Origin of the sequence: Streptomyces sp. NBC_01426, from assembly GCF_036231985.1 — a bacterium.
In the GTDB taxonomy this organism is placed as follows: domain Bacteria; phylum Actinomycetota; class Actinomycetes; order Streptomycetales; family Streptomycetaceae; genus Streptomyces.
The window spans coordinates 205498-229822 of record NZ_CP109500.1 but is presented as its reverse complement, the minus strand read 5'-3'; the positions used below and the strand labels follow the sequence as shown (position 1 = coordinate 229822).

The window sequence follows — 24325 nt, the reverse complement described above, 5'->3', positions numbered from 1 at the left end:
GCCCTAGCCCGCGAGACCGCGGAAGTACGTGTACGCGTGCAGCACTTGCAGCAGCAGCGGCAGCAGGGCCAGCGCCGTGACGATCTCCAGGAGGTCGCCGAGGTGCCCCCAGACCGGCAGCAGCCGGGCCCGCGGCAACCGCCAGGCACCCGCCAGCAGCAGGACCGCGGCGGCCAGCAGCACCAGCAGGGCGACGGCCCGCCCCGCGGGCCCGGTCTGCGCGGTGCGGACCACGAGGACCAGCCCCAGCCCGTACGCGCCCGTCAGCACCGCCGGCATTCGCTGGAGGGTGCCGTTGGTGCCGCGCGCGCGGAGCAGTACGGCCAGGCTGAGGGCGAGCGGCAGCAGCCAGCCCGTCCAGCTGTGCTCGCGGACGGTCAGCAGCCACAGGGCGACCGCCCAGACCAGCGCGGACGAGATGCCGATCATGTCGAGGCAGGCGGTGGCGACGGAGACCCGGAGGGACACCCGGGTGCCCGGCTCCGGCTCGATGTCCAGTTGGAGTTCCTGCGCGTCGTGCGGCAGTTGGGGCACGCGCAGCCGGGCCGTGCGCAGCGCGAGCCGGGGCGCGAGGTGCCCGAGGACGAACAGGGCGACGGCGACGACCGCGGCGGCCTGTTCGGCGCGCAGGCCGGTGCCTTCGGCGAGCCCCGCCCCGGCGGCCGCCGCGACCGCGGTCAGGAGCACGGTGCCGGGTACCACCAGCGGCAGCGCGCCCAGTGCGAACAGCACGCCGGCCAGCGCGATGACACATCCGGCGCCGAGGAGCACGCCGGTCAGGCCGGGGGCGTGGCCGGCGGACGGACCTTCGCGCAGGGTCGTCCCGGCCAGGGCGGCGAAGCCGAACGCGCCGAGCCCGGCGACCAGGACGCTGCCGCGGTCGGCGTGCATCCGGGAGGCCGTCGCACAGGCCGCGGCCAGCACGAAGGCGACGGCGCCGGCGACGGCGGCGGTACGGGGGCCGGTGCCCGCGCCGAGCAACGCGGCGGCGAGGCCGGCCAGCGCCAGGCAGGCCAGGCCGATGGCGAGGTTCCGTGTGAGTTCGGGCCGCCACCGCCCCGGGCCTTCGCCGACGGTGTGCGCGACACCGTCGGACACGTCGTCGAAGTGCAGGGCGGGCAGCGGTGCGTCGGCCGGCCGCAGATGCAGGACGTCGCCGTGGCGCAGTCCGGCGCTCTCCGGGGTGGCCTCGGGGGAGAGGGGCTCCTCGCCGAGCCGCTGCAACACCCACGGGGTGCCGGCCGCGGCGCTCCCGGCGCCGAACTGCCGGAGCAGCACCGGGAGCAGGACGGACACGGGGGTGGTGACCGGGACGGACAGGTCGGCACGGCCGTCCGGTGTCTCGACGCTGACGCGGCAGACCTCGGTGGCCCGTCCCGTCAGCGGTACGGCGGTGGTCATCGTGCTCCTGGGGTGGGGGCGGGGGGCGTCGACACCAGGCCGGTCTGGACCAGCTTGACGGTGCGCCGGGTGACGAGCTGGGCACGCCCGGCGGGCAGGGTGCGGGGCTTGGCCTCGCCGATGAACTTGCCCTCCTCCTTGGGGTAGGAGAACAGCAGCGCCGGATTGCCCAGCTCCCACATGCGGCGGACCAGCGGGTCCATCACCGACCGCATCGCGCCCGAGGTGCTGCGCGCGACGACCAGGTGCAGCCCGATGTGGGCGCCCTGCGCGAGCAGCGGCACCAAGGGCGTCATCGGGGCGACCGAGCCGGGCGCGCCGGAGAACAGGTCGTAGTCGTCGATGAGGACGAACAGCAGCGGACCGCTCCACCAGTCCCGCTTCTCCAACTGCTCGGGGGAGACGTCGGCGCCGGGCTGCCGCTTGCCCACGGAGACGGCGGCGCTCTCGGCGAGCTTGCCGAGCCCGTCGTTGTCGACCACGTACCCGACGCGGTACTCCTCCGGTACGTCCTTGAGCAGTCCGCGGCCGGGGTCGGCCAGCAGGATCCGCGCCTCCTCCGGCCGGTAGCGGGTGGTGATGGCGCGGATCGCCAGCCGCAGCGCGTTCGTCTTACCGGTCTCGCCGTCGCCGTACACCAGCAGGTGGGGCGTGGTGCCGAAGTCGTGCCAGAGGGGTGCGAGCCGCTGCTCGTCCCAGCCGAGGCAGAACTTCAGGTCGCGGGTGTCCGCGGGCGCGGGGAGTCGGCGGGCGTCCAGCGTGGCCGGCAGCAGGCGGACTCCGGGAGCGCGGACGCCGGTCCAGAACGTGTCGATCTCCGCGACCGCCGACTTGGTGGCGGCCGTCAGGTCGTCGGTGCGCGAGGAACTGTCGAGACGGGGCAGCGCGGACAGGAAGTGGTGGCCGGATCCGGTCAGACCCCGGCCGGGTTGGTGCGGGACGCCGGCCGCGGCCCGGGAGCCGACCTCGGACTCCATCGAGTCGCCGAGACGCAGTTCGAGCTTGGTGCCCAGCATGTCCCGTAGTCGCGGCCGCACTTCGGACCAGCGGACGGCCGACACCACCACGTGCAGGCCGAACGACAGCCCCCGGGCGGCGAGTTCCATCACCCGCTGCTCCAGGTCCTCGTAGTCCTGGCGGAGCGTGGCCCACCCGTCCACGAGCAGGAAGACGTCCCCGTACGGGTCGTCGACCGTCCCGGCGGCGCGCAGCGCCCGGAACGCGGCCATCGACTCCAGCCCCCGGGCGGCGAACAACTGCTCCCTGCGTTCCAGGAGTTGCGACAACTCCTCGACGGTGCGCAGCACCCGGTCGCGCTCCAGGCGGGTCGCGACGGAGCCGACGTGCGGCAGTCCGGCGGTGGACACCAGGCCACCCCCGCCGAAGTCCAGGCAGTAGAACTGCACCTCGGCCGGCGTGTGGGTCAGCGCGAGCGACAGCATCAGCGTCCGCAGCATGGTCGACTTGCCGGTCTGCGGCGCGCCCACCAGGCCGACGTGCCCGTCGGCGCCGGACAGGTCGGCGACCAGCAGCTCGCGCAGCTGCTCGAAGGGACGGTCCACCATGCCCAGCGGCACCCGCAGTGCGCCCTGGACGCGGGGGTCGGCCGCGCCCATGCCGCGCTCCGGGTCGGGCACGATGCCGGGCAGCAGCTGATCCAGACCGGGCGACTCCGACAACGGGGACAGCCAGACCTGGCGCGCGGGCGGGCCGTTGTCCTCCAGCCGCCCGACGAGGACGTCGAGGAGGCTGTCGTCGGGGCTCTCGGCACTTTCCTCCGCTTCGGCCGCCCCGGAACCCTGGTCGCGCAGGGCCTCCTCGGCGAGCGACACCAGCACCGAGGCCTCCTCCGCGCGGACCGAGGCCGGCGGCCCGCTCTGCGCCAGCCCGAAGGCGGTCACCTCCAGCACCTGCCCGTCCGCGTGTCCGGTCTCCACGGGGCCCTGCGGAGCGGGGGCGGGGCCGGAGACGTACGCGGCCTTGAACCGTACGAGGTTGGTCGTGTCCACTTTGAGGTAGCCGTTGCCGGGGGCCGACGGAAGTTCGTAGGCGCTGGAGGTGCCGATCACGCTGCGGGATTCCATGGAGGAGAAGGTGCGCAGGGCGAGCCGGTACGACAGGTGCCCCTCGACCCGGTGAATGCGCGACTCGTCCAGGCGCTGCGAGGCGAGGAGCAGATGCACGCCGAGGCTGCGCCCCAACCGGCCGATCGACACGAACAGTTCAACGAACTCCGGCTTGTTCGCCAGGAGTTCGGAGAACTCGTCGACGATGATGAGAAGGGAGGGCAGCGGTGCGAGGGTGGCGGCCCCGGCGCCGCGCGCCTTCTCGTACTCGTAGAGGGAGGCGAAACCGGCCTCGCGCAGCAGTTCCTGGCGGCGGATCATCTCGCCGTTGATGGAGTCCCGCATGCGGTCGACCAGGTGCAGTTCGTCGGCGAGGTTGGTGATGACGGCCGACGTGTGCGGCAGCCGGTCCATGTTGAGGAAGGTGGCGCCGCCCTTGAAGTCCACCAGGACCAGGTTGAGGATCTCGGAGGAGTGTGTGGCGGCGAGGCCCATCACCAGCGTGCGCAGCAGCTCGCTCTTGCCGGAGCCCGTGGCGCCGATCAGCAGGCCGTGCGGCCCCATGCCGCCCTGCGCGGACTCCTTGAGGTCGAGCTCGACGATCTCGCCGTCCTCGGTGACCCCGATCGGCACCTTGAGGCGGGCGTCCTGCGCGAGGCGGGGGCGCCATCCGGCGGCGACGTCGAAGGCGCGCGCGTCGCGGATGCCGAGCATGGTGGCCAGGTCGAAGTCGGACTCCAGGGGACGGTCCACCAGGTCCACACCGCCGCCGGTACGCATCGGGGCCAGGGTCCGGGCGAGCGTCTCCGCCTCCACCGACCCCAGCCGGTCGGCGAGAGCGGAGACGGTCTCGGCGCCGTTGGGGAAGTCGACGCGGCCGCCGCGGACGGAGAGCCGGAGCACCCTGGGGCCACCGGGTACCGCCCCGGTGAGGTCCAGCAGCACGACTCCGCGCACTCCGGCGCCCAGCAGCCGCGAGGTATCGGGGAGCCGCACGCCCTGGGCGACGATCACCGTGAACGGCTCGGTGACGCCGGGCGAGGACGCGGGATCGTGGTCGGGCCGGTCGCGCAGGTCCGGCCCGAGCAGGTCGAGCAGTGCCTCGTGGTCGCCGGCGGCGAGGCGGACGGGACCGGCGGCGTCCTCCTCGCGCGGGTGGGCGTTGTGCGGCAGCCACTTGAGCCAGTCCCACTCGCGGCGCGCGGCCTCGTCGCCCAGGAACGCGATCCGCAGTTCGTCGGGTGAGTGGAAGACCGCGAGCCGGGCCAACATCGCGCGGGCCAGGTCCAGCGCTTCCGCGCTCTCGCCGGTGAACTCGACGCTGGTGAAGCGCCGCAGGGACACGGGCACGGGCAGGAGGGGCACGGTCTGGTGCGCCCGCGTGAAGCGGCGCAGCGAGATCGCGCACAGCGGCTCCAGGTCCTCGACCGGCTTCGTCTGCGGCGGCAGGAACTCCAGGGCAGCCCGGCGGGTGCCCAGCCCGATCCGGACGCGGGCGAAGTCCTCGTGGGCGGGCCTGCGTTCCCACAGCCGGGGGCCGAGGGCGAGTGCCCACAGGTCTCCGGCTTCCGGGTCGTCCCACAGCAGCGCGGCCCGCTGCCCGTCGGCGGCCTGCCGGGCCTGCGTGCGCTTCTGGCCCAGATAGCGAAGGTAGTCGCGGCGTTCGGCGCGCATCCGGCGGCGCCGTTCCGCGCCGGGCCGGCCGACCTGCATCAGGGTCATGCTGACCATGGCGATGCCCATCATCCCGGCCATCATGTACATGGTCGTGCCGCCGCTACCGACCGAGAACATCAGCACCATCGCACCGGCGCCCAGGCCCATCGGCAGGTACATCATCACCGAGCCGAAGTCGGCGGTGGCGGGCTCGCCGAGCACGGGGGGCTCGGCGAGTTCGACCTGCCCCTCGGGCATCGGCGGACCTTCGGCACGCGGCGAGCGCTTGGTGACCACAGTGCTCAACGTGCTTTCCTGCTTTCCTGCGGCTGCGTCTTCGTCCCGAACCCTAGGCAGGGCGCCCCGCCCACAACCGCCCCGCCGGCCGATGTCTGTCCCGGTGGACACGGAAGCCTGGTCGGACGGGCAAACACGCCAAGTGAACGCCAAGTGAGCGCCAAGGCGGACCGGCGACGATCACCGCACGCCGTCACCACGGCCGCCCGACGCCGTGCCGGTACCCCGGCTCCACCCGTGCGACGGTCCGAACACAGGGGAGACACCAGTGACGTTGGGGACGATATCGATCGCGGTCCTCGCCAGTGACCCGATCACCGGAGAGGGCACCGCCTGGAGCCTGTGCAGGCATCAGGGACTGAAGATCCTGCCGCAGGAAGACCACCGGGAGGCGGACGTGGTCCTCATGCTCACCGCGGACGTGACCGAGGAGACGATGGCACTCATGGAGTCGGTCGCCGCCCGGTCGACCAACCCCGCCATGGGAATCGTGCTGGTGACGGGCCGTATCGACGAGGCCCACCTGATGCGTGCGGTCCACCACGGCCTGCGCGGCGTGCTGTGGCGCCAGGACAGCACGTTCGACAAGGTCGTGGAGGCGGTCCGGGGCGTCGCCGAGGGCGCCGCGACCTTGCCGGCCCCTCTGCAGGGGCAGCTCGTGGACCACATCAAGGCCGTGCAGCGCGATGTGCTGGCACCGCTGGGACTGACCACGTCCGGCCTGGAAGCCCGTGAGGTCGACGTGCTGAGGTTGCTCGCCGACGGTTTCGACACGACCGAGATCGCCCGGAAGCTCAACTACTCCGAGCGCACCATCAAGAACATCGTCAGCGTCATGATGAACCGCCTCGGGCTGCGCAACCGCACCCACGCGGTCGCCTTCGCGCTGCGCACCGGGACCCTGTAGGACCTGTGCGGCCCGAGCGGGTGGGGAGCCGGGGGAGGGCGGGTAACGAGGTGACGCGCGGCAGCCGGTCGGCCGGAAGACGTCCCGCCGGCCCCGGGCCCGGAGGCCCCTATCCGGCACGCAGGGGAAGGAAATCCGGTCCTGCCGGGCAGGGTTCGCCGCCTGCGCGGCGCCGACGGCACACGGGCTCCTAGGGTCGTCCGGCGAGGACCACCACGCGCGGAGGCGGGCAGGCACACATGGAACACAGGACCGGACCGGCGGAACCGACCGGGGACGCGGCCAGTGAAGCGGCCGTATGGGAGCAACCACTGCCCTGGTTGCCGGAGACGGATCCAGGGGCCGAGCCGGAGGCGCCCACGGAGCCGGGTTCGGCCGCGGAACCGGCTGCGGATACCGAGACCGTTCCCGGGGCGGAGCCCGCCGGTACCCCCGAGCCGGCGCCGGACCACGGGACGGCCCCGGCCGCCGCTCCGGCGGCGGAACCCGCGACGCCGACCGCCTCCGGGCCGGAACCCGCGACGCCTTCGGACCCCGAGCCTGCGCCGGACCCCGAGCCTGCGCCGGACCCCGAGCCTGTGCCGGAACCCGAGCCTGTGCCGGAACCCGAGCCTGTGCCGGAACCCGAGCCTGTGCCGGAACCCGAGCCTGTGCCGGACCCCGAGCCTGCGCCGGAACCCGCGGCGCCTGCCGCCTCCGGGCCGGAGTGCGATGAGGCCGCCGCCCCCGCGGCCCCGTCCGGCGCGGAGAGCCCGACCGTGCCGCCCGAGGGTCGCGCGTCCAGGTCCGGCACGGAGCCCCTGCTCACGCTCGCACCCGTGGCTCCGGTCAGCGGCGGCCGGTCCGCGTCCGCACCGGCCGGCGGCGGGCCGGGAAGGTTGACCCGGCTGCTCGCGGCCCGGACCGCCACCGCGCCGACGCCCGTGCGCGGCAGCGCGGAAGGGCAGGAGGTCCAGCCGGAACGCAGCGCACGGATCATCGGGGCCGTGACCGCCGCCTCGGTGCTGCTGGCCCTGGGCCTCGGCACCGTCGCGTTCATGGCCCTCCCCGGCGGCGACGCCTCCGGGCCGGGCGCGGCGCGCGTCGAGGAGGCCGCCGCCCCGACGGTCGGCCCGGACGGTTCGGTGCTCCCCGCCCCGTCCGCGTCCCCGCCCGCGAGCGGCACGCCGGCGGCGAACCCGCCCGGCGCCGAGGGCGCCCCGGCCGCCGGGCGTCCGGCCCCGCCCGGCGCGGGCCCGGCCACCGGTGCCGGTCCCGCGCCCGGGTCGGGGCCCGCCCCCGGGAAGGGTGCCGCGCCCGGTCCCGCCCCCGCAGGTCAGGAGGCCGGCGCCCCGGCGCCCCAGGCAGCCGGCTCCGGCGACGCCACCGCCCCGCGCCCCGCGCAGAAGCCCCCGGCTCCGGCGGCCGCCGCACCGGCCAAGGCGGTCGGCGACACGATCGTCGGCTACGGGTCTTCCCGCTGCGTCGGCGTGTCGACGCGCAACGGATCGGACGGTTCCGCACTGCAGTTGCAGGGATGTGGCGGCGACGCCTGGCAGAAGTGGGTGTTCGCGTCCGACGGCAGCGTCCGCTCCATGGGGCTGTGCATGGACATCGCCCGCGCCTCGACGGCCAACGGTGCGGACATCCAACTGGCCCGCTGCAACGGCGGATGGGCCCAGCGGTTCAACCTCAACGGCTCCCACGACCTGGTCAACACCCAGATCGGGAAGTGCGTCGACACCAAGGACGCGGGCACCGCCGCCGGCACCCGCCTCCAACTCTGGGACTGCGGTGGTACGTCCAACCAGAAGTGGCACCTCGGCTGAGGCCGGTCGGCGCGCGGCTGCCGCGGCCCCCCGCGCCCGGCAGTGCACCGGAAGAGACGGTCTAACCGGACGCCGCCGCCCGTACGCCCGTCGTCCCCGCCGCGACGGCCGCGCGAGCCGCTGCCTCCAGGTGGGGCGATCTCCACCGCCGGGCGACTTCCTCCGCCCGGGCGAAGTGCCGTAGCGCCTCGGGTTCGTCTCCCAGGAGCCGGTGGATCTCGCCGAGCGCGTGGGCGAGCGGGCGGGTGACGAAGGAGATGCCGGCGGCGCCCGCGAGCTGGTCGCGGGCCGGCAGCAGCAGCGGGAGCAACTCGCGGGCCGCGGACCGGTCCCGCAGCAGGCACGCCAGTTCGGCCCGGAGCGTCAGGGCGATGCTGTAGAGGTGGTCGGGCACGCCGGTGGAGAGGGGACCGAGCGCATGAACCCGGTCGGTCCTGCCCTGCCGGGCGAGGACGACGGCGAGGGCGAGCCGGGCCAGGGGAGCGCTCCCGTCGTCGACGGCCCGCAGCAGCGGCTCGGCGTCCGAGGGACGCCCCTGGCTGAGCCGGACGGTCGTCAGCCCCAGTACGTGGACGAAGTCGCCGTGCGACGACCTGTTGGCCCGCAGCCGGTCCCGCACCTCGGCGTAGCCGGCCTCGGCGTCGGCGAACCGGCCCTCGACATGGGCCAGCATGGCCAGGGTCGACAGGTTGATCGCTTCCGCCTCGACCAGCCGGTGCCGTGCGGCGATCGCCCGTCCCTTCAGCGCGTGGCGGCGGACCCCGGCCACGTCGTTGCGGGCACCCGCGGCCATGCCGCTGATGTGCTCCCGCACCCAACTGTTGGCGGGGAGGTCGTGCGCGTAGCCGAGCACCCGCAGTTCCGTCGCCAGGACCTCGCGGTGGCCGGCGAATCCCTGCGGTACGGCGCCGGACGCGGCCGTCAGGGCGCAGGAGATCAGCAGCGGGTCACCGACCGCGCGGGCGACCGCGAGTTGCCGGGCGCCCTCCCGCTCGCCGGGCGCCCCGTCCGGGGGGGTCCGTACCGGGAGTCCGAGGATCATCGGGTCCACGGCGGCGCGGGCGATCAGCCCGTCGACGAACGTGTCGAGCGCGGCCGGGGTGACGAGTCCCTGCGGTCCGCTCAGCGCGAGCCCGGGGCCGATCGACGCGCCGAGCGCCACCGCCACGAGCGCGTCCTGGCCCACGTCCGATGCCGCCTCGATGGCGCGCTGGCGCGTGTACCGCGCGGAGACCACCGCCCCGGCCCGTATCTCGGCCCGCAACAGCCGTCCGAGCAGGGCCACCAGCCGGGCGCCGCGTGCGTCCGCCGCGCCGCCCTCGCCGGCGGGTATCAGGGCGAACGACTCGATGGCCTGCCCCAGCAGCTCCACCGCCGTGTCGTGGGCGTAACGGCGCTCCGCCAGGTCCGCCGCGGCGAGGGAGTACTCGACGGCGAGCGAAGCGGTCCGCGCCGTCGCCGACCGCGCGAAGTGGTGGGCCAGGGCCGCCAGGTCGTCGGGTCTGCGACGTCGCAGCACTTCCGCCAGCCGGGCGTGCAGGCGTGCGCGGCGCACCCCGATCAGGTCGGTGTAGACGGTGTCGCGGACCAGTGCGTGCGCGAACCGGACCTGGCCGGGCGCCGGTTCGGTCAGCAGCCCCGCCATGACGCACTCCTCCAAGCCGTCGAAGACCTGATGCTCGTCGTACTGGGCGGGATCGACGGCCTCGATGAGGATGCCCACCTCGGACTCGCAGCCGCACACGGAGGCGAGCTGAAGGACGGCGAGGGCCCCCGGGCGCAGCTGCCGCAGGCGCCGGCGCAGCACGTCGCGTACGCCCTGCGGCACGTCGGAGACGGCCACCAGCGCGCCTTCGCTGGCCAGCAGCCGGGCGCTCTCGCGCACGTAGAAGGGGTTCCCGCCGGTCCGTTCGGCGAGCGCGGTCACGGTGGCCGCGTCGACCGACGTGCCGCACACGGCCCGGACCAGGGTGTCCACATCGTGCGGCGGCAGCCCGCCGACGGCCAGTCGGTGCGGGGAGCGGTGCGCCAGTTCGGCGAGGGCCCCGGTCAGTCGGTCTCCCGCGTCGGCCGGACGGTACGTCGCGATGACCAGCACCGGGGCGCCGGTGAGATCGGCGGTCCGCTCCAGCAGGGCCAGGGTCTCGCCGTCCGCCCGGTGCAGGTCTTCGATGACCACCGCCAGCGGGCCGCTCCCGGCTGCCGTCCGCAGCCAGGCGCTGAACGCCCGGTGCAGCCGGAACCTCCCGGCGCCCCTCCCGTCACCCCACGCCGGAACCCCTTCCGACAGGCCCTCGCCGCCCGTGCTCTCGCGGTGCCCGCGCACCACGCGCCCGAGGCGTTCGTCGCTCTCGCCGTGCCGGGTCCGTGCACCCGCCCCGCCGTGTCCGTCGTGCGGGGGGTGTGCGCCGTACTCGTCCTCGTGGAGCAGCGGGGCGACCGCGTCCGGGTCCGGGGGAGGCACCTGCCGGGCGAGCGCGGCGAGTGCCTCCGCCCAAGCCCACGCGGGCGGGGCGCCGTCGAACTCGGGGCAGCGCCCGACCACCACCGTCCAGCCTTCGGCCCGCAACTGCTGCCGGAACCGGCCGAGCAGTGCGGACTTGCCGGCTCCGGCCTCTCCGGTCAGCAACACGACGCCGCCCGCGTACCGGGCGTCACGGGCGACGTCGTACAGCGCCGCCAGCTCACCGTCCCGTCCCACGAACAGTTCGTGCGGGGCAGCGGTCGAGACCACCACCGGTGCGGGCCGGCCGGTCGTGGGTACCGCCGCGCGCAACACCTCGGTCCGGCCCGTCAGCATCGCCCGCTCCAGGTCGGCCAGCGCGTCGCCGGGGTCCAGACCGAGCTCGTCGGCCGTGATGCGGGCGGCCCGGCGCAGTTCGGCCAGTGCGTCGCCGCGCCTGCCGCCCGCCCACAGCGCGAGGGCGAGCAGCCGCCAGCCCTCCTCCCGCAGGGGGTGCTCCCGTACGAGGGCCTCGGCCGAGGGCACCGCCTCGACCGCAGCCCCGGACCCGAGGGCCGCCTCGACCGCGAGTTCCCGTGCGACGACGCGCAGTTCGCCCAGCCGGGACGCCTCGGCGTGGGCCCACTCCTCGTCGGCCCACTCCCCGTACGCCGCCCCGTGCCACCAGCCGAGGGCCTCGTCGAGCAACCGCCGGGCCTGCGCCGGTGATGCCGTACGCGCCCGCCGCACCGCCCCTTCGAAACGCCATGCGTCGACCGCTTCCTCCGGCAGCCGCAGCGCGTACCCGGGCGGGGCGCTGATCAGCACGCCGGACGGAGTGCGGGGCGCCCGGCCGGGTTCGAGCACCCGGCGCAGGTTCGACACGTAGGCGTGCAGGGATGCGGCCGCCTTCTCCGGGGGCCGGCCGCACCACAGCCGGTCGATGAGCCTGTCCACGGGTACGACGGCGCCGCGGTGGACCATCAGGAGGGCGAGGACCGCGCGTTGCCGGGGACTTCCCAGGTGGACCGGCATGCCGTCGATGGCGGCACCGAGCGGCCCCAGGACCTGAACACAGAGCATGAGGTGCCAATGTACAGCGCGTCCGTGACAGGTACGCTTCATCCGGCCGCTCTTCCGGGTGAGGCGGGAGGACAGGCCCTCAGTCCTGCGGAGCCCGCCCGATCTTGGCAAGCGTCAGAACCCCTCCGCCGATGCCCCATCCGGCGTCGGCGACCTCTTCGACCCGTACGAGTGTGGTGGCCCGGGCGCGGTCGCCGAAGATCTCGGCGTAGAGGTCGGTGGTGCGCGTGATGATCTGCTCCTTCTGCTCTGCGGTGATGGTGCCGGCGGGGACCTTGAAGTTCGCGAATGGCATGGTGCTCCCTCTTCGTACGGGGTGCGCCGGAGCTACTCACGGCAAGCAGGAGGTCGAACCCGATGGGCCAACCATCCGTCCGAGTCACCTGCCCGGGCCAGGGCTGAGCCCATCCTGGGGTTGCCGGCCCCTGGCTCGGACCCCTCCGGAGAGACGACGATGAGCGGGTGAACCTTCCCGAACTTGCGGCGTTCCTCAGGTCCCGGCGTGATCGGATCCGGCCGGCCGACGTGGGCCTGCCCGCCGGGCCCCGGCGCCGGGTGCCCGGCCTGCGGCGTGAGGAGGTCGCGCAAGTGGCGGGTCTGTCGGCCGACTACTACACCGAGTTGGAGCGGGGACGCGGCGCCCAGCCTTCGTCCCGGGATGACGGCCGCACTGCGGCGGCGCAGCGCGGAGTTCGCCGCCCTGTGGGACACCCACGACGTCGGCTTGCGCCGCAATGATCACAAACGCATCGTGCACCCCATGCTGGGCGTCATCGAGTTGGACTGCCACAGCCTCTTCAGCGAGAACGGCCGCCAACGACTCCTGTGGTTCACGGCCCCGCCCACCAACGGGACGGCCGGCTCCACCCGATTGGCGCATCAAGCGAGCATCGCGCCGGGGCGGCCGGGACGGGACTCCTGTCGTGCGGGGGCCGCCGGGGAATGAGGTGAAGCCCTGCTTTCCCTTGTACGCACTCGCTGTGGAGGCGGGCGTTTCCATGGCCGCGGCCGACGGGTGACCGGTCAAGGCAGCCTGAGAATGAAGCCGCTGCGGGGAGCCGTCGGGATGCGGGACAGGGGGATGGTGAGGTTCTGGTCCGGGACCTCGTAGTCGAGCCGCGCCAGCTCCGCCGCCACTGCCGAGAGAGCCGTCACGGTGACATCCTCGCCGGGGCGACGGTGACCCAGGGCCGCGTCGCCGCCTCCCTGGGGGATCAGCTGGGCCAGCAGGTTGTTCGGGCTGGTGAAACGGTGAGGGTCGAACCGGTACGGGTGCTCCCACAGGGCCGCGTCGTGATGGTGTCCGTAGAGGTCGAGCAGGACCAGGGTGCCCTTGCGGATGGTTGTGCCCCGCCAGGTCAGATCACGGGCAGCGAGACCGCCGACGAAGGGGGCGAAGGGGTAGAAGCGGCGTACCTCGTGAGCGAAGGCCTTGGCGTGGCTTCCCTCCGGATCCGAGCGCAGGAGCTCGCGGTGGTGAGGCCAACGGTGCAGAGCGTGGGCGGCGAACGCGGCGAACCAGGCGACGGCGACCGTGGGCCGGATGATGTTCAGAAGTTCCACGGCGGCGGCGTGCGGGTCCAGGACGTTTCCGTCCACGTCGCGGTGCCAGGCCACCGCCTCCAGAGCGGAGCCCTTGAGGTCGGCCTCCTGACCCTCGCGTACCTGGGCGATCAGGCGGGCGAGGGACTGCTCCTGACGGGCGCGAGCGCGGCGCGCGCGCAGGTGTCGGAGGCCGGGAGCGGCGAACCCGTCGACCATGGCGACACAGTCGTGGGCCATCTCGCGAGCGTCCGCCTCGGACAGCGCCATCCCGGCCCAGTCGCACACCGCGAGGGCGAGCACCCTGGCGGTCTCGTCGAGGACCACCACAGGATCCGACTTCCAACCGGCCACCGCTTCTCGCCACCGCCAGACGACATGGTCGCCGAGCGCGGCGATGCCCTTGCCGCTGTCGAGGAGCGCGATGAACATCGCCTCGCGGACTCGGCGAGCCTCACCATCGAGGGTGTGGCCGGCACCTTGGCCGAACAGGGTGCCGAGGACGGGATCCGGCAGGGCTACGGTCCGTGGAACGTGACGCTCGTCGTTGAAGAAGGCAACGGCCTCCGGGCCACGCAGCGCGACCGTGGGCCTGCCCCACAGACGAGTGGCGAACACGCCGTCAGCCGCGCTGCGCATCCGGTCGGGCAGCCAGGCGTACCCGCGGGTCAAGAGACTGACGGTGCTGTCGCTGTAAGGGGGCATGGCATGCGCGTACCCGACGCGACGCCTCGCACACGCCCTCGCGCCGCCACGGCGTTCAGGCCCACGTCGTCATCCCAGACCCCTGCCCGTGCCTCGGCCGGCTACGCACCATGTCACGGGGAGGGGTGTCGCCTGTTGTCCCAGTCGAGGCGCAGGACGGCGATGTCATCGGTGTGGCGTCCGGCGTTGCGTGCCCGGGTTTCCTTGATGAGTCGGTCGACGAGGGCGGCCGGGTCCGTTGGCGGCAGGTCGCGAACAGGTGCTGCGGGCCGCGTTCGGCGATCAGGATGCGTTCCCTGAGACGCAGGAGCTCCCAGCCGCGGTGTCCGCCGAGGATGAGCGAGCGCCAGGCGATGCGCAGGCAGACGCCGAGGGCCGCGGCGTCGGGACCGTGGCCGCTGACGTCGCCGACGACCGCGTGCAGGAGCCCGTCATCGCCTTCGACGACGTCGAGGAAGTCACCGCCGAGCAGCGCCCGTTCGGCGCCGGGTATAGCGGGCGGTCACCGTCACCGTGGAGGTGTCGAGGATCGGCTGGGGAAGGCCCCCGGCACGGTGCCCGGGCCGGGGCGTTGGGCGGGTTCGGGGGCCAGGGTGAAGGTGATGCGGGTGCCGTCGCGGTAGTCGGGGTCGACGGCGATGGTGCCGCCGTGGAACTCGACGATCTTCTTGCACATGGCCAGGCCGATGCCGCTGCCGCTGTACGCGTCCTTGGTGTGGAGCCGCTGGAAGATCACGAAGACCTTCTCGGCGTATTCGGGTGCGATGCCGATGCCGTTGTCGGTGACCGTGAACCGCCACAGGGCGCCTTCTCGCTCGGCGGCGATGTGGATCTTCGGGGCCTGGTCGGGGCGGTGGAACGTGATCGCGTTGCCGGTGAGGTTCTGCCAGAGCATTCCCATCTGGGTGGGGTCCGCGATCAGGGTCGGCAGCGGGTCGTGTGTGATCACCGCTTCCGTCTCCTCGACGCTGACACTGAGGGCGGACAGGGTCCGCGCCAGCACGGAGTCGAGATCGGACGTTCTGGAGCTGGTGGTTGACGCGGCCGACCCGGGAAAAGGCGAGGAGGTCGTTGATGAGGGTCTGCATGCGGTGGGCGCCGTCGACCGCGAAATCGATGTACTGGTCCGCGCGGGCGTCGAGTTGTCCGCCTTGGCGGCACTGAAGGAGTTGGGTGAAGCTGGACACCTTGCGCAGCGGTTCCTGGAGGTCGTGGGAGGCGACGTAGGCGAACTGCTCCAGCTCGGCGTCCGAGCGCTGGAGGCCAGCGGCCTGGGCGTCCAGGCGCAATCGAGCCTGTTTGGCGAACGCCAGCTCTCGTACGAGCCGCCGGCGCATGAAGTCGATCTCGCCGCTGAGTTGTCTCAGGTCCGCGGGCCCCGTGGAGGCGATGGGGTGGTCGAAGTCGCCGGCCGCGATGATGCGGGCGTCCGAGCCCAGCCGGTCCAGGGGAGTGGTGACTCCTCGGCGAAGCCCCTCGAAGACCAGCACCGTCAGAGCGGCGATGACCAGGGCGATCGCGATGAACACCCAGTTGCGAAGCGTCATCGTGGCAGAGAGGTCCTCCACCGCCCGTGCTCGATCCTGCCGCAGTCGGTCCTGTTGAGCGCTGATCGCGGTGCGAACGGCGTCGAAGGCCTCCTTGCCGGCCGCCGCCCGTTCTGCGGTCAGCTGTACGGGTGCCCCCGCGGGCGCGGCCGCGACCGGGCGGGCGATCTGCTTCTGCCAGATCTCCACCGCGTCCTGCACGGCCTTGAGGTCCCTCAGGCCTGCCGCGTCGCCGCGGAGCAGTTCTGTCAGGTTCGCGGTATAGGTGCTCTGGTCGGCGAGCCCTCGCTGGTACGGGGCGAGGAAGTCGAAGACGCCCGTCAGGCCGTAGCCGCGGATGCCGGTCTCCTGGTTCAGCAGCACCGATTCCAGACGAAACGACGTACTCAGGGCGGGGGACCTCACGTTCACCAGGTGATCGCTGAGTGATGCCGTACGTCCCAGCACCCATGCGCCCGTCACCCCGAGGAGAGTGAGGACGGTCAAGGACACGGCCACCCCGACGCGCAACCACCGCCGCGTCGTCCACGCGGAGAACCTCCGCGTGTTCAGCGGCCGCTGATCGCCGGTCATCGTGCCAACTCCTCGCCGAGACAGCCGCTCTCGACCGAGCACGGCAGGCATACTCTCAACGGACCAGGACAACCCATGTTGTCCTGCCTTCCCAAGGCACCTAATGTGCCTGTCATGCCTGGCAAGAACTTCGTACTGAGGACCAACTCGCCGGAGACCGCAGCCGTCGCGGACGCGGCGGTCGGACACCTCGTGAGACGCCTTGCCCTCCAGCTACTGGAGGACGCTCCGAACCCGCCGCAAGGCGAATCGGCCCAGGCTTTGGCGCACCTGTACCTGCTGGACCAGCTCCAGCAGGCAGCCGAACGCCTCCAACGGGACGCCGCCGTGACCGCAGCCCGTGCGGGAGCCGGCTACCCCCAGCTCGGCGCCGCCTGCGGAATGACCCGCCAGGGCGCACGCCGCCGCTGGCCCGGGCTCTTCGACCACTCCAACGAAGCACCGACGGAGCAACCGATGACGACCACCCCCGCCCGCCCCTTCGACGTCCTGCTCGTCGAGGACGACATGGCCGACGCCATGCTCATCGAGGAGGCCCTCTCCGAGCGCGGGGCCCGCAACCTGGTCCAGGTCACCGACGGGGTCGCCGCGCTGGAGCACCTGCGCACCCCCGGCAGCGTGCGCCCCGACCTCATCGTCCTCGACCTGAACATGCCCCGCATGAACGGCCGCGACCTGCTCCAGATCCTCAAGAACGACGAGAATCTCCAGACCATCCCCGTCGTCATCCTCACCACGTCCTCCGCGCCCGAAGACGTCGCCGGCGCCTACGGCAGCCACGCCAACGCCTACGTCACCAAGCCCGTCAACCTCGACGAGTTCGAGAAGGCGGTGCGGAGCATCGACGCGTTCTACCTCGACACCGCCACCCGCCCGCCCCGGACCTGAGCACCTCCCGCCGGGTGGGCACGGCCGGACGATCACACCTCGCTCCTGCCCGAGCCGGCGACGAGCGGGGCCGGGGAGGCGGGTCCGCCGCAGACGACGGCCGTGGCAGAGGCTGCCGGAAGTGGTGGCGATTCGGAGCCGCGAAACGGGTCGGCGAGAACGGGAGCCCCCGGTCCTAGGGATCGACGAGCGCGATGGCAGCCGTGACACGCTTTCCGACGCCTTCCCGCTCGACGCGGAAGGCTTGGGCGGCGGCCATGACGATCTCCAGACCATGCTGACCGACACGGTAGGGGTCCGGTGGCAGAACCGACGGAAGCACCGGGTTGCCGTCCCACACGCTCACCTCGACACAGTCCTCGCGCAGCACCAGCGTCAGCAGACAGGGCCCCGGAGCGTACTTTCGGCTGTTCGTCACCAACTCGCTGACGACCAACTCGACCAGGTCCGCGGCGCGGTCGGAGACCGGGAGTCGGTGGACGGTCCGCAACTCGGCCAGGAAAGACCGGGCCTGGCCGCGGGGCCGTCCGATCGGCTCGGTGTCCTCGAAGGCCGCGGAGAGCGCTATCGATCCGCCGGCGTTCGTGTGTTGGTCCGTACCTTCCGCCGCCCGCTCCATGTGGTCTGCCCTGCCTTCCCAGGGCCGCCCCCGGGCCCTGCGTCCCACACCCTACGGAACGGACCGAGGGACGCGGACATCTCCTCACCCCCGTGCGGCATCCTCGTCCCGCCATGCCCGGCCCTGCCAGTCCCTGTCCGCGTCCGTTCCGTGCCGGCTGCGCGGCAGCGCCACACCGCTCCTGGCCGAAGCCATCAGCGGCGTGGGGCGGCCCTGGACGGCCACCGCCCTGTCGTGATCCGCCGCGGCTTCGGGGCCTGCGTGTCGGCCTGGTTGTCGTGGGTGCGAAGTGGCGCGGCGCATGATCGGATCGGATCGCTGCGGTCGGGTCCGGTCGGGGTTCTTCCGGCAGGGTTGACATCGAAAGGAGGCCTCATGATCTCGGCCCTCAACCGGCTTGTCGATCTCGTCGAGGAGCAACTCGCTGCGGAGTTCGACGTCAGTCGATTGGCCGGCGAGTTCGGCACGACCGATTACCACCTGCGCCGGATGTTCTCGTCGTTGACCGGCATGCCGCTGTCGGAGTATGTGCGCCGGCGCCGCATGACCGTGGCCGCAGCCGACGTGGTCCGGGGCGAGGACGATCTGCTGAGCATCGCCGTCCGGTACGGATACGGCTCGACCGAGGCGTTCGGACGCGCCTTCCGCGCGGTCCACGGCGCCGGCCCCCGTGACGTGCGCCGCGCCGGAGGCCCCCTGCGCACACAACCACGGCTCAGGATCCGCCTGACCGTCGAAGGGAGCATCCCCATGGACACCCGCCTCATCGATCGCCCCCCGTTCCGGCTGGTCGGACACGCAGCCCGCGTCCCGCTCATTCACCAGGGCATCAACCCGCACATCCAGCAGCACATCACGGCCCTGCCACAAGAGGAGCATCTCCGGCTGAAGGCCCTCGGCGACACCGAACCGGCGGGCCTGCTGTCAGTCTCCGACGACGTCGACCCCGACGGCACGGAGGGGAGCGAACTGACCTACCTGCACGGAGTCGCCGTCTCCCAGGACACCCCGGCCCCCGACGACCTCGACGCCATCGAGTTGCCGGCCGGCAAGTGGGCGGTCTTCCGTACCGCCGGACCGCATCCGCAGGCATTGCAGTCGACCTGGGCGGCGACCGCGACCGAGTGGTTCCCCTCCAATCCGTGGCGTCTGCGCCCGGGTCCCTCGATCGTCGCGGTCCTCGACCGCGCGGACGACTTCAGCACCGCGACCTGCGAACTGTGGCTCCCCGTCGAACCGGCATGACGGGCTTCGGCAGCGCGCGCCCGACCCCACGCGTGAGGCCGTCGCGGTCGCGAACAAGGACGGGACCATCACCGCGCAAGGAGCGGGGGATCCCGCGGAAGGCCGTGATTCGAGCCTGAGTTGACGGACCGCGGCGGGTGCGCGAGTCGCGTGTCGAAGGTGTGGACAGGTCGCAACCGGCCCCCTACTGTTCGTTCGAACGAACAGTAGGGGGCCGTCAGACAGGAGCTGCGGTGGACCTCTCCAGTTCACTCCGGTGCCGCAGGCCTCATCGGCGCCCGTTCGGCGACACAGCACAGGCACATCACCGCGCCCGCACGTCCTCCTTGTCGGCTCACGTGAACGGAGATCACGGCCGTGCCCAGTGAAAACCTTCCGAACGCCGTGCCCCACCCCACCCCCGGGGTCGAGCGCAGGTCACTGCTCCGGCTGGGGGCCCTGTTGGCCGCCGGCGGAGCAGCCGCCCTGGGCCCCGCGCGCATCGCGTACGCCGCGACGCGCGAACAGGGCACCGGCATGGTGATCAGCACCTACCGGGGCCGAGCCCCCCAAGGCAACGACCAGTGGGCGTACGTCCCCTTCGACGTACCGGCCGGAGTGCAACGGATCTCCGTCGACGCCTCCCACGACGCCTCTGCCGGCATTCTGGACCTCGGCATGTTCGGCCCGTCCGGATTCCGCGGCTGGTCGGGCGGCGCCCGCACCGGGTTCACCCTCTCCGCGGCCGACGCCACCCCCGGCTACGTACCCGGGCCGGTCGAGCCCGGCCGGTGGTCCGTCATCCTGGGACCGATGGTCGGCAGCCCCGACGGCATGGCCTGGCAGGTGGACATCACCCTGTACTCGGGAATCCCGCTGCCCCGTACTCCGTACGACATCCTGCCGGCGGCCCTCTCCGGGCGTGGACCCGGCTGGTACCGGGGCGACCTGCACCTGCACAGCGTGCACTCCGACGGGCAGCGCACGGTCGACGAGATCGTCGCGGCCGCCCGCCGGGAGGGCCTGCACTTCATCGCCACCTCCGACCACAACACCAGCTCCACCGGGGTCACCTGGCACGGCAACATCCCGACCGACCTCCTGGTCATCAACGCCGAGGAGGTCACCACCCGCCACGGCCACTGGCTGGCCGTCGGCCTTCCCCAGGGCGAATGGGTGGACTGGCGCTACGGCCCCACGAACTCGGGAGTCTTCGAAAGCCACGTCCGGCGCGTACACAGCCTGGGCGGACTCGCGATCGCCGCCCATCCACTCACTCCCGCAGCCGGATCCTTCTGGGAGTTCGGCCTCGACCGTGTGGACGCGCTGGAAGTGTGGAACGGACCATGGACCCTTGACGACGCCGCCAACATCGCCGCATGGCACGTCATGCTCTGCCTCGGCAAGCGTGTCGCGGCGGTGGGCAACAGCGACGCCCACAGCCCCGCGGACGCTGTCGGGCGACCCCACAACGTGGTCAACGCCACCAGCCTGTCGACACCTGCCCTGTTGGACGCCCTGCGTCAGGGCAGGTCGTACGCCGTCGAATCCACGGCGGTGACCGTGGACTTCACCGCGCGCACCGGCGGCGCCGTGGCGGGCCCCGGCGAGGAACTACCGTTGTCGTTCTTCGACACCGTCGACGTGACCTTGAACGTGACGGGCGCCCCGGACAGCATCGCCACCCTGTACACCGAGTGGGGCATCATGGCAGCCACCTGCATCGACGGCAGCGGCAGCGGCCGGTTGCGCTGGCGCGGGTGGGGCAAGGCCTCCCTGTTCGTCCGCGCCGAGGTGCGCCGACCGAAGCCGGCCTCCACCACGCTGGACCAACTGGTCGCCCTCACCAACCCCGTGTGGTTCTACGCGGCACAACGCCCCCCGTACGACGTGGAGCGCCGCACCCTCTTCCACACGGAGCGCCGCCCCGACGGCTCCTGGGGCAGCATGCGTCCGCTGCCGGGCGCCGGGGCCGACGACCCCTCCTTCGCGGCGGTGCAGTGCGCCGCGGCGGGCATGACGGACGGCTCCGTGGTGGTGCTGGGCATCGCACCCGACAACGGGCTGTGGACGACCACCGTCCGGGGAACGGCCACGCTGCGGCCCTGGCAGCGGATCGCAGGACCCGACGGCTCGGCCGGATTCACCGTACGGGAGGCGGACATCGCGGCTTTCCCCGACGGGACCTGCCAGATCGTGGCGACGGCGATGGACGGCACCACCCTCCACCAACAGCGCCGTGCCGACGGTGGGCTGCCCGGATTCCAGGCCGTGCCCGGCTTCACCGCCAACAGCCGATGGGGGACGACCAAGGTGTCGATCGCCGCCATGCCCGACGGCTCCGCCCAGCTGCTCGGATACGGCACGGACGGCGCCATGTACCACTGCGTCCGAGGGCGGGACGGCGCATGGTCCACCTGGGGACGCATGGCCGGCCACAAGGGAGCCCCGACCTTCTCCGGCCCTGCCCTGTCGATCGCCGGCATGCCCGACGGCTCCTCCCAGGTGCTCGCGATCGGCCTCGACGGGATGGTCTACCACCAGATCCGACGCCCCGACGGATCCTGGAGCGGTTTCCAGGCCCCGCAGGGCGTCACCACTGCCACGATGGGGGCCAGTGCCATCGGAATCACGGGGACGCCCGATGGTTCCGCGCACATCGTCGCCGTCGGGCTCGACGGGCGCATCTGGCACAACATCAGGAAGCCGGACGGCTCCTGGACGCCGTTCCGACAGATCCCCGGCCCGAACGGCAGCGACCCCTTCCCCGCGGGGCAGGTCCGCATCACGACCCTGCCCGACGGCACCACGCACGTGACGGCCATCAGCGCCGGGTAGACCGATGACCCCGGTCCGTCACACCCGCACGCACCCGCGATGCCTCTCGGCACGCGGACCGGATGAGCAACGTTCGACAGACCGTGGCGGCCGTGGGCCCGGGCCAGACCGTCAAGGCCACCGTCGAGCCGGATACGTCGGCACCCGGCGGCGGCGCGGTGTCGCGCATCAGGGTCAGCCAGGTGCGGGCCGTCCCCGCGGGCGAGGCGCCCTCCACCACAGGGGCGTGCCCGCCCGCGGGCATCCACCTCCGACCTCGGAACCACGGGCCGACTCGGCGTCGGAGCGTGGCGCAAGACGACCTCCCAGGCCGCGATGGTGGTCAGCCCCACCACACGTTCTGGCGCCTCAGGTACCGAGGTTCACCCGGTGGGGGTCGGGGCGGGCCGGTGGGGAGCCCCGGCCGGAGGCGGCTTGCGCATGCCGGCGTACGCGTACACGCAACCGGCCAGCGCGAGATCCGACAGCAGCATGAAAGCGATCGAGTAGGAGTCCTGGACGCTGTACACGGCGCCCATGACCAGCGGCGGCACGAAGCCGCCCAGGCCGCCCACCGCGCCCACGATGCCGGTCACACTGCCCACCTGTGGTTGCGGCGTCACCCGGGACAGCAGGGTGAAGATGCTCCCTCCGGCCGTGCCCAGCCCGGCCGCGAGACACAGCAGACAGATCGTGCCCACCGGGTCCAGCGCCGGTTCGAAGGCCTGGACGATGGCGAACAGGGCGACGAACCCGAGGGCGGCCGAGGTGACCACCGCCGGGTTGAAGCGGTCGGCGAGCCAACCGCCCAAGGGACGCATGACCACGGTGATCAGGGCGAACCCGGCGGCCTTCGTGCCCGCGTCGGTCGGCGACAGCCCGTACCAGGTCTTCAGATAGGTGGGCAGGTACACCCCGAAGGCGACGATCCCGCCGAAGCCGATGGCGTAGAGAGCGGACAGCTCCCAGGTGACCCGGAGCCGGCCGCTTCGCGCGAGACGGCCGGCGAGCGAGGCGGTCGGCACCGTCCGATCGGGCCGGTCCCGGATCAGCAGGGCGGCGAGCAGGGCGTACACCGCCAGGGCGGATCCCACGACGAGGAAGGGCAGAGCTTCGTCGTGCCGGGCCATCCGCGGGGTGAAGTAGCCCGAGAGCGCCACACCTCCCATGCCCATGCCGAACACGCCGAGGCCCAGACCCCGGCGTTCGGGCGGGAACCACGAGTTGACCAACGGCACTCCGATGGCGAACGTCGTGCCGCCCAGGCCGAGCAGGAAGGCGACGGCCAGCGTGGCCGCGTAGGAGTCGCGCGTCGGAATCAACAGCAGAACGGGCACGATGGTGAGCGCGGAGACGAGGGGGAACATCAAGCGCGCACCGTACCGGTCGGTGAGCGCGCCGACCGGTACCCGGCCCACAGCGCCGACGATCACCGGCACGGCGACGAGCAGGGACTGCTGAAGGGCGGTCAGACCCAGTCGGTCCCGGTAGTCGCTGCCGAGCGGGGCGATCAGGTCCCATGCCCAGAAGGTGAGCGTGAAGCCGACGGTGGCGACGACCAGGTTCAGGTAGGCGGTGGGTGACGTTCGGTCGGAGGCCGTCCGCTGGGCTGCTTGCACGGCGCCATGCTAGGCACCGTCCCCGCCCGCGGCCCGCAAGCTGCGCCGTCCAGAGCAAGGATTCCCCCGCTCCCGAGACCGGCGCCACCGACGGGCCAAGGGTTCCGGGGGCCCGCTGCCGCCGCCTTGGGCGCCCGTGCGAGGCGTCCCGTCCAAGTCGGCCTACGCCCTCCTCGGCGCAGGCGTGTCGAGCGTGGAGGCCGTGGCGCGGAAGACGTAGGCCGTCATCGTGGCGGCGACCCGCCCCGCGCCCAGACGGGTCGTCATCTCGTCGATGACGGTGGCCCGGACGGCCGGCCCGTCTCCGCGCTCCTCGACGGCCGCGCGCACGGGTGTCCCGGTGAGGAATCCGGTGGCGACATCGGCGGCCGAGACGGCCCGGCCCTCCAACGTCAGCTCCTGCTCGTCCTCGACGGCGAACCCGGCGGCCGCCAGGTCTGCGGCCACGACGGCGGGGTCGCAGTAGCCGTGCGGGACGGTGGGGAGGAACCGCGGCGGGTCGGCCGGGAAGGCGCGCTCCAGCCCGGCCTGCATCGCGGCGCCGAAGGCGTGTGTGTCGAGCGGGCCCCAGGTGTTGAACAGGAACCGGCCACCCGGGGCCAGTACCCGACGAGCCTCGGTGAAGGCCGCGACCCGGTCGGGGAAGAACATCACGCCGAACTGGCAGACCACGAGGTCGAAGGCTCCGTCCGGGAACGGCAGCCCCTGCGCGTCGGCCTGCCGCCACGTTGCGCCGGGGGCCTGAGCCGACCCGAAGGTGACCATGGCCTCGTTGAGGTCGGTGGCCGTCACCTCGCCCGACGGCGCCGCAGCGAGCAGGAGCCGGGTCAAAGCACCGGTACCCGCTGCGAGTTCGAGGATCCGCCGAGGGCGGAGTGCCGCGGCTCGGGTGGCGAGGTCCTCGGCGAAGGGCCGGAAGAGCACCGGCACCAGGTACTGCTCGTAGGCCGCCGGCATGGACTCGGACCACTGCCGGTCGGCATCGCTTCCCGTCACCTGCGCAACGGTAACGCCGCCTCCGGAAACCCCCGGTCCCGCCGCGCCGTCCCGCCGCGCGCCATGGAGTCGCCCCCACCGACACCGACCGCATCTTGCTCGCCGGGGAAGTCGACCCGCAGAGGTTTCCCCGA

The 24325-nt window shown here is 72.8% G+C and carries 13 protein-coding genes and 3 pseudogenes; 6 read left to right on the top strand and 10 right to left on the bottom strand.

Annotated features, from left to right (window positions below):
• Positions 1-3 precede the first annotated feature (3 nt).
• Both eccD and eccCa read right to left on the bottom strand, forming a co-directional pair.
• Positions 4-1401: a type VII secretion integral membrane protein EccD gene (gene eccD / locus OG906_RS01185; RefSeq protein WP_329439072.1), complete on the bottom strand. Its 1398-nt coding sequence runs from the start codon at positions 1399-1401 to the stop codon at positions 4-6.
• Entirely contained in the window at positions 1398-5420 is a 4023-nt protein-coding gene (gene eccCa / locus OG906_RS01180) for a type VII secretion protein EccCa (protein ID WP_443067443.1), read from the bottom strand. The genes eccD and eccCa overlap by 4 nt, the downstream gene beginning before the upstream one ends.
• Positions 5421-5688: 268 nt before the next feature.
• Between eccCa and OG906_RS01175 the strand changes: the two genes are divergently transcribed.
• Together OG906_RS01175 and OG906_RS01170 are read left to right on the top strand one after the other, a co-directional pair.
• Positions 5689-6327 (top strand): helix-turn-helix transcriptional regulator, encoded by a 639-nt coding sequence (locus OG906_RS01175; protein WP_267800732.1) that lies wholly within the window; start codon positions 5689-5691, stop codon positions 6325-6327.
• Positions 6328-7145: 818 nt separating this feature from the next.
• The gene (locus tag OG906_RS01170) at positions 7146-8135 is read left to right on the top strand and encodes an RICIN domain-containing protein (RefSeq protein ID WP_329439065.1); all 990 of its coding nucleotides are present in this window, start codon (positions 7146-7148) and stop codon (positions 8133-8135) included.
• A 61-nt stretch (positions 8136-8196) separates the two neighbouring features.
• Here the strand turns inward: OG906_RS01170 and OG906_RS01165 are convergent, their stop codons facing one another.
• Positions 8197-11661: a BTAD domain-containing putative transcriptional regulator gene (locus OG906_RS01165; protein ID WP_329439062.1), complete on the bottom strand. Its 3465-nt coding sequence runs from the start codon at positions 11659-11661 to the stop codon at positions 8197-8199.
• Between the two features lie 79 nt (positions 11662-11740).
• Positions 11741-11956, bottom strand: a complete 216-nt coding sequence (locus OG906_RS01160; RefSeq protein ID WP_329439060.1) for a tautomerase family protein — start codon at positions 11954-11956, stop codon at positions 11741-11743.
• A 167-nt stretch (positions 11957-12123) separates the two neighbouring features.
• Between OG906_RS01160 and OG906_RS01155 the strand changes: the two are divergent.
• A pseudogene (locus tag OG906_RS01155) lies at positions 12124-12607 on the top strand (MmyB family transcriptional regulator).
• 77 nt (positions 12608-12684) lie between these two features.
• On the opposite strand, the gene OG906_RS01150 reads toward OG906_RS01155, so the two are convergent.
• The 3 genes and pseudogenes from OG906_RS01150 to OG906_RS01140 form a co-directional block, all read right to left on the bottom strand.
• Positions 12685-13908: a cytochrome P450 gene (locus OG906_RS01150; RefSeq protein WP_329439058.1), complete on the bottom strand. Its 1224-nt coding sequence runs from the start codon at positions 13906-13908 to the stop codon at positions 12685-12687.
• A gap of 244 nt (positions 13909-14152) precedes the next feature.
• Positions 14153-14456: pseudogene (locus OG906_RS01145) on the bottom strand (SpoIIE family protein phosphatase); the annotation flags it as partial.
• Positions 14417-16028: pseudogene (locus tag OG906_RS01140) on the bottom strand (sensor histidine kinase). The pseudogenes OG906_RS01145 and OG906_RS01140, both read right to left, overlap by 40 nt.
• Positions 16029-16142: 114 nt before the next feature.
• Between OG906_RS01140 and OG906_RS01135 the strand changes: the two are divergent.
• Positions 16143-16916 (top strand): response regulator, encoded by a 774-nt coding sequence (locus OG906_RS01135; protein ID WP_329439056.1) that lies wholly within the window; start codon positions 16143-16145, stop codon positions 16914-16916.
• 175 nt (positions 16917-17091) lie between these two features.
• On the opposite strand, the gene OG906_RS01130 is transcribed toward OG906_RS01135, so the two are convergent.
• The gene (locus OG906_RS01130) at positions 17092-17535 is read right to left on the bottom strand and encodes an ATP-binding protein (protein ID WP_329439054.1); all 444 of its coding nucleotides are present in this window, start codon (positions 17533-17535) and stop codon (positions 17092-17094) included.
• 375 nt (positions 17536-17910) lie between these two features.
• On the opposite strand from OG906_RS01130, the gene OG906_RS01125 reads away from it, so the two are divergent.
• Positions 17911-18780 (top strand): AraC family transcriptional regulator, encoded by an 870-nt coding sequence (locus OG906_RS01125; RefSeq protein ID WP_329439052.1) that lies wholly within the window; start codon positions 17911-17913, stop codon positions 18778-18780.
• Between the two features lie 357 nt (positions 18781-19137).
• Entirely contained in the window at positions 19138-21597 is a 2460-nt protein-coding gene (locus tag OG906_RS01120; RefSeq protein ID WP_329439050.1) for a CehA/McbA family metallohydrolase, read from the top strand.
• 362 nt (positions 21598-21959) lie between these two features.
• Here the strand turns inward: OG906_RS01120 and OG906_RS01115 are convergent, their stop codons facing one another.
• Complete coding sequence (locus OG906_RS01115; RefSeq protein ID WP_329439048.1) at positions 21960-23195, bottom strand: MFS transporter; 1236 nt, start codon at positions 23193-23195, stop codon at positions 21960-21962.
• 162 nt (positions 23196-23357) lie between these two features.
• On the bottom strand, positions 23358-24152 hold the full coding sequence (locus tag OG906_RS01110) for a class I SAM-dependent methyltransferase (protein WP_329447889.1): 795 nt from the start codon (positions 24150-24152) through the stop codon (positions 23358-23360).
• Positions 24153-24325: the final 173 nt, after the last annotated feature.